Source organism: Pseudomonas sp. K5002 (assembly GCF_013386655.1).
In the GTDB taxonomy this organism is placed as follows: domain Bacteria; phylum Pseudomonadota; class Gammaproteobacteria; order Pseudomonadales; family Pseudomonadaceae; genus Aquipseudomonas.
The window spans coordinates 1-391 of the sequence record NZ_JACARK010001432.1 but is presented as its reverse complement, the minus strand read 5'-3'; the positions used below and the strand labels follow the sequence as shown (position 1 = coordinate 391).

Here is a 391-nt window from a genome sequence, read left to right as displayed (position 1 = left end):
CCGGCAATCGCATAGGCCACCACCAGCGGCGGCGACGCGAGGAACGCTTGCTTGGCGTACGGGTGGATACGGCCGTCGAAGTTGCGGTTACCCGAAAGCACGGCGGTGGCGTACAGGTCGCGGTCGATGATCTCTTGCTGGATCACCGGATCGAGTGCGCCGGACATGCCGTTGCAGGTGGTGCAGGCGAACGCCACCACGCCGAAACCCAACTGCTCCAGCTCGGTGGTCAGCCCGGCTTCGTCGAGGTACATCGCGACGGTTTTCGAACCCGGTGCCAGGGACGACTTGACCCACGGCTTGCGGGCCAGGCCGAGCTTGTTGGCATTGCGTGCCAGCAGGCCGGCGGCAATCACGTTGCGCGGGTTGCTGGTGTTGGTGCAACTGGTGA

General features: G+C 65.2%; 1 protein-coding gene. It reads right to left on the bottom strand.

The features are described from left to right. Positions 1 to 391: aconitase family protein (locus tag HX846_RS36975; RefSeq protein ID WP_256740453.1), on the bottom strand; the 391-nt coding region annotated here is incomplete at both ends.